The 8,298-nt window shown below is 71.6% G+C and carries 3 protein-coding genes; 2 read left to right on the top strand and 1 reads right to left on the bottom strand.

From position 1 onward, the window contains the following. A partial coding sequence (locus tag E1264_RS36315; protein WP_132181018.1) for a type I polyketide synthase occupies positions 1 to 5,125 on the bottom strand: 5,125 nt, incomplete at its 3' end. Positions 5,126 to 5,363: 238 nt separating this feature from the next. Here E1264_RS36315 and E1264_RS36310 point away from each other — a divergent pair. Together E1264_RS36310 and E1264_RS36305 are read left to right on the top strand one after the other, a co-directional pair. Then, complete coding sequence (locus E1264_RS36310; protein WP_132181016.1) at positions 5,364 to 6,908, top strand: MFS transporter; 1,545 nt, start codon at positions 5,364 to 5,366, stop codon at positions 6,906 to 6,908. Next, positions 6,905 to 8,185 (top strand): glycosyltransferase, encoded by a 1,281-nt coding sequence (locus E1264_RS36305; protein WP_132181014.1) that lies wholly within the window; start codon positions 6,905 to 6,907, stop codon positions 8,183 to 8,185. Before E1264_RS36310 ends, E1264_RS36305 begins: the two co-directional genes overlap by 4 nt. The last annotated feature ends 113 nt before the right edge of the window (positions 8,186 to 8,298 follow it).

Below are 8,298 nucleotides of genomic sequence, written 5' to 3'. Positions count from 1 at the left end.
CCCCCGCGTCACCCGCCCCCGCCTCGTCCGCCGCCGCGGTCAGCGCGGCGAAGTACGGCATGCGGCGGATCTCGGGGAACAGCCCGACCGCCGTGACCGGGTCGAAGCGCAGCACCCCGGTCGCGGGCAGGTCGTGGGCGAGCAGCGCCTCCAGTGCCTCGGCCCCCTCCGCCGGGCTGATCGGGTCGATGGCGGTGACCGACGTGTCGGCGGCTCCTCCGACCTGTGACCATGTGCCCCAGTTGATGGTGGTTCCCGGGCGCCCGCAGGACCTCCGGTACGCCATCAGCGCGTCGGCGGCGGCGTTCGCGGCGGCGTAGGCGGCCTGGCCGGGCGAGCCGAGCAGGGCGGCTGCCGACGAATGGACCACGAACCAGTCGAGGTCGCGACCCGGACCGAGGTCCCAGGTGGCCTCGCTGAGGCGCCGCGCGCCTTCGACCTTCGCCGTCCACACCCTGTGGAGATCGTCGGCGCCCAGATCGGTGATCAGCCGGTCCTCGATGGCCCCGGCGCCGTGCACCACACCGCACAACCTCGTGCCGCCCTCCTGCGCGACCTGGACGAGACGTTCGGCGGTGCCGGGCAGGGCGATGTCGCCGAGCACGACACCGACGTCCACGCCCTCCTCGCGCAGCCGCGCGATCACCTTCTCGGCGTCGGCGCCGGGACCGTGCCGCCCGGACAGGACGATGCGTCCCGCACCGCGCTCGGCGAGCAGCCGCGCCGTGGCCAGGCCGACGCCGCCGTACCCACCGGTGATCATGTAGGCGCCGCCCCGCCGGACGATCCGCTTCGTCCGTGGCCGTGGCGCGTCGGGGAGGGCGGCCCGCGCGAGCCGCGCCACGTATCGTGTGCCGCCGCGCCAGGCGACCTCTCGCGCGTCACCATCACCGAGGAGTTCCTCGACCAGATCCGCGGGACGGTCCACGTCCACGTGCGTGGCCCGCTGGACGGTCCGTTCAAACGCCAGGACCCGGGTGAGCGCGCTGACGAAACCGTGGCTGGGCTCGCCTCGCTCCCCCTCCTGCACGGGAACCGCCCTGTAGGTCGCGATGTAGAGGCGGAGGCCGTCCGGAAGGGAACGGCTCACGCGCGCGACGGTCAAGACCAGCTCTTCGTCCACCAGGTCAGCGGACGGGACGAGAACGACGCCGTCCGTAGGCCGGTGCTCGCCGGGCGGCCAATCCGCCAAGCGATGCCGTACGACCGTCCTGCCGCGTTTCTCCAGCCCATCGGAGACCGCGGCTGCGAGCGCATCGCCCTCATCGGCCAGCACCACCCACACACCCTCGGATGTGTCGGCCCTTGGGAGCGGGGACGCGTCCCAGACGTGTTCGATGAGTTTGTCCGCGATCGGCACCGGAACTTCATGCCGTTCCACGCGGCGCAGGGCAATTCCCGTGGCCTTAACCAGAAGCTGGCCGTCCGCTGCAAAAAGCGACACAGACCCCGACATGGCGCCGTCGTCGTCCCGGACCACCGTCGCCTGGACGTGCCCACCCCGATGGGTCGGCCCGTACACGCGAAGCGAGCCGATCGCCTCGGCTACCCACTCCCCATCGCCCGCACCCGCTTCGGTGGCCAGGGCGGAGAGGCAGCGGTGAAAGACCTCCGGATGGAGCCTGTAGTGGCGGCTACCGCGCTCGGCGGGGCCCACCTGCGTAGCGGCGGCTGCCGGGCCGGGCGATTCCGGGTCGCGGTGGTCGACGGCCACGTCCGCGCCGGCCAGGCGCGTCCAGGTGCCCGCCGGTGTCAGCGCGTGGACCTCCACCCGCTGCTCCGCCTCCGCGAACGTCGTCGTCACCGTCGTGTGGCCGGCGAGCGCGAGCGGTAGCGGTCGCTCCAGCCGCAGGCCGTCGAGGCGGACGGCGTCCGTCCCGAGCGCGATCGCCCCGGCGGCCAGCGCCATCTCCGCGAACGCCGCCACCGGCAGGGTGTGCAGCCCGTGGACGGCCAGCCCGCCGAGCCACGGCTGGGCGGCGAGCCCGACGTCGGCGCGCCAGGCGTGCCTGTCCTCGCCGGGCAGTTCGACGTGCGCGCCGAGCAGCGGGTGCTGCTCGTCTCGCTGCCCGGCCGGCCATGCGCGCGCCGACAGATCGACCCAATGCCGCTCATGCCGCCACGGTGACCGGGGCACGTCGATGATCCGTCCGCCTGCGGGCTCGGCGACCGGCGCCGGAACCGCGTGCCCGTGCGCGGCCAGCGTCGCGAGCTGGGCGTGGAAAGTCAGGGTGTCGTCGGTCTCGTGCCCGTTCGGAGCCCGTTCGAGGGTGTGGGTGACGAGCGCGCCCGCCCCCTCAACGGTCCCCTCAAGCGTCTCCGCGACCGCGTGGGCGAGGATCGGGTGGGCGTTGATCTCGACGAACGTCCGGAACCCGTCCTCGGCGGCCGCCGCCACCGCATCGGTGAGCCGGACGGCGTTCCGCAGGTTCGCCGCCCAATGGTCAACCCCCAGGCCGCTGCCGCACCCGCCCGAGTCCAGGAGGGCGCGGGGGTCGTCAAGGGCGGTGGTGTAGAGCTTGATGCCATCAGCGAGAGGCTCACCTCGCTGAGCGCCCACCCCGGCGAGCAGTTCGCGCAGGTCGGGCAGGAGCGCGTCGACTTGCGGGGAGTGTCCGGCGCCCTCGGCCTGGATCGTCCGGGCGAGGCGTCCCTCCGCCTCCGCCCGCCGGACGATCTCGGCGACCTGGTCGGCGTCGCCCGTGACGACGGTCTGCTTCGGCGAGGCGTGGACGGCCGCGTACACCTCGCCCAGCCCCTCCCCGAGGCGCGCGACCTCGCCCGCGGACGCGCCGAGGACGGCCATCGCACCGCCGCCGACGAGCCGCGACAGCAACCGCGAGCGGCGGCAGATGACGCGGACGCCGTCCTCCAGCGTGATCGCCCCGGCGACGACCGCCGCCGCGACCTCGCCCATCGAGTGGCCGATGACCGCGCCCGGCGCGACGCCGTACGACGTCCACATGCGGGCCAGGCCGATCTGGATCGCGAACAGCACCGGCATGGTGTCGGTGGGGCCGCCGTCCGGTTTCCGTCCCTCTTCAAGGAGCGTCCACAGGTTGGGGCCGTGCTCGTCGGCGAAGAGTTTGTCCAGGTCGTCTATCGCTTCGGCGAACGCGGGCTCCTCCTTCAGCAGCCGCTGCGCCATTCCTGCGCGTTGCGCCCCGTACCCGGAGAACACCCACACGGGACGGCGGCCAGGCGTGCCGAGCACCGTGCCGCTCACTACGCCAGGGTGTGGACGCCCTTCGGCGAGAGCGGTCAGCCCGTCGATGAGGCCCGCCCGGTCTCGTGCCACGACGGCGGCGCGTGCTCGCCCGCGGGCGCTGCACCGGTGCAGAGTGTGCGCCAGGTCAGAAAGCTTCAATTCCTGGTTCGGGAGCCACTCGGCTAGAAGGGCGGCGTGGTCGCGTACGCGGTCGTCGGTGGTGTCGGACAGCGGGAACGTCCTCACGACACCCGGCAGAGCCGTCTCCCGTGGGTTTTGCGCGGGCGCCTCCTCTAGGAGGACGTGTGCGTTCGTCCCGCCAAAGCCGAACCCGGAAACGCCTCCGCGCGCGGGACGCCCCCTCTCCGGCCACGGCATCTCCTCCGCGACGACCGCGATACGCAATTCGTCAAACGGAATGTGAGGGTTGGGCTCCTTGTAATGCGCGCTCGGCGGGATGACCCGGTGATGCAACGCCAGGACGGTCTTGATGAGCCCGGCCATGCCCGCCGCCGACTCCATGTGTCCGAGGTTGGACTTGGCCGAACCGAGCAGCAGAGGCGCATCCGACTCACGCCCCGTGCCGAGAACGTCGCCGAGCGCTTTCGCCTCGATCGGGTCGCCTAGGAACGTTCCCGTCCCGTGGGCTTCGACGTAGTCGACCTCTCGCGTGTCGACGCCCGCCGCCGTGTACACGTCCCGCAGAAGCGCCCGCTGCGCCTCCGAGTTCGGGGCGACGAGGCCGTTCGACCGTCCGTCAGAGTTGACGCCGGAACCCCGGATGACGGCGAGGACCCGGTCGCCGTCCCGGACCGCGTCCGGCAGCCGCTTCAGGACGACGGCGCCGCACCCCTCCGCCCGGACCATCCCGTCTGCGGACGCGTCGAACGGCTTGCAGCGCCCGTCCGCCGCCGTCCCGCCCGCGAGGTCGAACGTCATCGTGACCGCGGGCGACAGCATCACGTTCACGCCGCCCGCCAGCGCCACGTCCGCCTCGCCGTTCCGCAGCGCCCGCACCGCGAGGTGCGTCGACACCAGCGACGACGAGCATGCCGTGTCGACGATCATGCTGGGGCCGCGGAGGTCGAGCAGGTACGACAGCCGGTTCGCGATGACGCTGAGCGCGGCGCCGGTCGCGGTGAACGGTTCGAGGGAGGCAAGGTCGGACGCGGTGAACGCGGCGTACTCGGGCGCGGACACGCCGACGAACACGCCGGTGCGGCTGCCGCGGAGCGACGCCGGGGCGATCCCGGCGTGCTCGAACGCCTCCCACGCGACCTCCAGGACGAGCCGCTGCTGCGGATCCATCACCGCCGCCTCGCGCGGCGCGATGCCGAAGAATTGCGCGTCGAATTCGGCGATGCCGGCGAGGAAGCCGCCGAGCCGCGTCGTTCTGGCGAGCAGGTCGCCGGCTTCCGGGGAGCCGTTGTCGAACGCGTCCCAGCGCCCGTCCGGCACTTCCCGAATCGCGTCGCCGCGCCCGGTCAGGAAACGCCAGTATTCCTCCGGCCCGGTCAGGTCGCGGTCGCCGCCGGGAAAGCGGAGACCGATGCCGACGACGGCCACCGGCACATCGTCCGCGGCCACAGCCCGCTCCGGCAGCGCCTCCACATCTGCCGATTCCGGGACGGTGTCGCCCGCACCGGCCAGCGCCGCGGAGAGCCGGTCGATCGTCGGGTGCTCCCAGACGAGGGTGGCGGGGAGGGAACGTCCCAGCAGCTCCTCAAGCTCGCCCGCCATCGCGACCGCGTCCCGCGAGGCCAGCCCGAACTCCTCCAGGGGACGGTCGGGATCGACGTCGGCGACGGCGATCCCGGAGCGGCGGGCGATCTGCTCGATCAGGTACCGGCGGATCGCTTCCGCATCGATCCGGGAGCCGTCCCGCGCGGCTCCGGAGGAACGATCGTTGCTCTGCATGCGCTGGGTTCCCCCATGAAACCGGATCGTTCGGCGAGGCGGGGGACCCACTTTGTCCTACACCGACCGGCTCATGATGCGCATCCAGGCCACTTTTCTCATGCCCTCCTTGTCACGGCGATGACAAGACTCAGGGGCGGCCATTGTGGCCTGATGGGGCAGTTCAGGAACTCGGAACCACAGCCGAGTAACGAGATATCAACCAATAGTGACAATTGCTCGTTGAATATGGGCGGCAGTGACCCAGGGCCGGTACCGATGGGCGCTCGCGGTGGTGGCCGTCAGCGCATTCATGATCACCATGGACAACACGGTGGTCGCGAACGCCCTGCCCACCATCATGAGCGACCTCGGCATGTCCGACTCCGCAAAGGACTGGGTCGCGTCCGGCTACATCCTGACCTTCTCCTGCCTCATGATCGCGGGCGGGCGGCTCGCCGACGTGTACGGGTGCCGCGTCACCTTCGTGTCCGGGATGGTGGTGTTCACCGCCGCGTCCGCCGTCTGCGGGCTGGCCCCCGACTCCGCGACGCTGATCCTCGCGCGCGTCGTGCAGGGCGCCGGCGCCGCGCTCGCCCTGCCCGCGACGCAGGTCGTGGTCACCGTCGGACGCACGGACAGGCAGCGCTCCCTCGGCACGATCGTCTGGGTCGGCGCCGCGTCAGGCGCCATCGCGCTAGGCCCCGCCATCGGCGGATTCATCGTCCAGCGGTGGAGCTGGGGCTGGATCTTCCTCATCAACATCGCGCCCGGCGCGCTGGTCATCCTGCTCGGCCTAGCCGTCCTCACCGGCACGGGCAAGAACCGTCCTACCGGCGCCGCCCACTCCCGCGCCGCCCGCTCCGCTCGCGCCGCCAGCACCGCTCGCGCCGCCCGCACCGCTCGCCTTGACCTGCCCGGCGTGCTGATCTCCGCGACGATGCTGTTCGCGTTCGTCTACGGGCTGGAGTCCGGCGGCCGGTACGGGTGGACGGACCCGTCCGTGCTCGCCGTCTTCGCGCTGGCCGCCGTCGCCCTCGCCTGCTTCGCCGTCGTGGAGCGCTGGGCCCCCGACCCGATGATCGACCTGCGGTTCTTCCGCAACCGCGTCTTCACCGGCGGCTTGCTCTCCCAGATGCTCTACGGCATCGGCTTCAACGGGATGATCTTCTATTCGGCCACGTTCCTGCAGCGCTTCCTCGGCTTCTCCCCGCCGGAGGCGGGCCTGGTGATGCTGCCGCCGGCCATCGCCATCATGGTGCTGACGCCGGTCGCGTTCTGGCTGGCCGCCAAGCTCGGCCCCCGTCCCGCCGTCGGCGGCGGCCTCGCCCTGATGGCGCTGGGGATGTTCCTGTTCTCCACCCTCCGGCAGGGCGACGGCTACGCCGACCTGATGCCCGGCGTCATGATCGTCGGGGTGGGCGCGGCGATGGGGATGCCGCTCGTGATGTACGTCCTGAAGGCCGTGCCGGGGCACCGGGCCGGGGTGGCCAGTGGCGTCCTCAACGTGGTCCGGGAGGCGTCCGGCGCCTTCGGTATCGCGATCATCGGCCTGCTGGTCCACCACGTCCCCGAGCGGGGCGCGACCGCCGCCGAACTGGAGACCTTCCGCGACGGGACGGCGGCGGGACTCGTTCTCGGCGCGTCCCTCGTCCTGCTCGGCGGCCTGATCAGCGCCTTCACGCTGCCCCGCCGCCGCGGCCGCGAACGCCCGCGCCCGAAACACGCCAAGAGGACCCCCGGCCCGGGACCGGCGGCGACTCCGCAGCCGATCGCCGCAACGACGCCTGGCAGGGCCACATGAGCAGAATCGTGATCTTCGCGGCCGGGTCGCGGGGCGACGTCCAGCCCTGCGTCGCGCTGGGGAAGGCGCTGCGGCGGCGGGGGGACGAGGTCCGGCTCGTGGCGAGCGCGCGGTACGCGGCGATGGCGACGGCCGCCGGGATGGAACTCGCACCGCTGACGGCCGATCCGGCGGAGATCCTCGAATCGGACGCCGGGCAGGAGCTGCTGGCCGGAGGCCGTAACCCGGTGAGGTTCCTGAACGGCTTCCGGCGGATCCTGGGCCCGATGGCCGAACGGCTCCTCGCCGAATGCTCGGACGCCTGCGAAGGCGCCGACCTCATTCTGGGCCCCACTTTCTGTTACCTTCCAATGCATCTCGGCGAGCACCTCAACGTCCCATGGGGTTTGATCCATTTCCAGCCGAGTCAGCCGACGAGCACGTTCCCGCATCCATTCATTCCGCAGGCACGGCTGCTCGGTGGATGGGGAAACCGGATGAGCTATCTGGCGGTCGAGCAGATCGCCTGGCAGTTGTCGAGGCCGTTCATCAATCCCTGGCGGACCGGGGCGCTCGGCCTCAAGCGGCTGCCCCTCCGGGGCGGATTTCCCGATGGCGCCCGCCCTCCGCGCGGCGGTCCCGTCCTCGCGTGCTTCAGCCCGGTCGTAGTACCGCGCCCGAAGGATTGGCCGTCGCACGTCACCATGACGGGCTACTGGTTTCTGGACAACGACGAAGACGACGTTGAAAACGCGTGGAAGCCGCCGACCGACCTGGTCGATTTCCTCGCGGCCGGGCCGCCGCCGGTGTACGTCGGGTTCGGGAGCATGGTGCCCGAGGACGCCGAGGTCACGAGGCTGACCGTCCGGGCGGCGCTACGGCTGGCGGGGGTGCGTGGTGTCGTGCAGGGCGACCCTGAAACGTCCGACGAGCACGTGTTCGCCGTCCAGGACGTCCCCCATTCGTGGCTGTTCCCGAGAATGGCCGCGGTGGTACACCACGGCGGCGCGGGAACGACGGCCGCGGGCCTCCGGGCAGGAGTCCCGACCATCGTCTGCCCATTCTTCGGCGACCAGCCGTACTGGGGCGAACGCATCGCGTCCCTGGGCGCAGGCCCCGACCCGCTGCCGTTCCGCACGCTGACGGCGCCGCTCCTGGCGTCCAGGCTACGGCGCGCCTTAGAGGACGAGAAAATCACTCATCGCGCGGCCGAATTGGGCCGACGCATCAGACTCGAAAACGGAACCGGACGCGCCCTGCAAATCATCGATTCGGCAATCCGCGCCACCACAGCCTGACCCGACTCAATGGGCGTCAGGATCACCAGGTGGACGTTCCCAGGTGAGGGTGTAGGGAAAAGGCTGCTCGTCCGGAAGAGGAGGCGGAACGGCCATGGGGCCGGGGGTGGAGG

Source organism: Actinomadura sp. KC216 (genome assembly GCF_004348535.1).
Classification (GTDB): domain Bacteria; phylum Actinomycetota; class Actinomycetes; order Streptosporangiales; family Streptosporangiaceae; genus Spirillospora.
The sequence above is the reverse complement of the archived record's forward strand: the minus strand, read 5'-3'. Positions and strand labels throughout refer to the sequence as shown.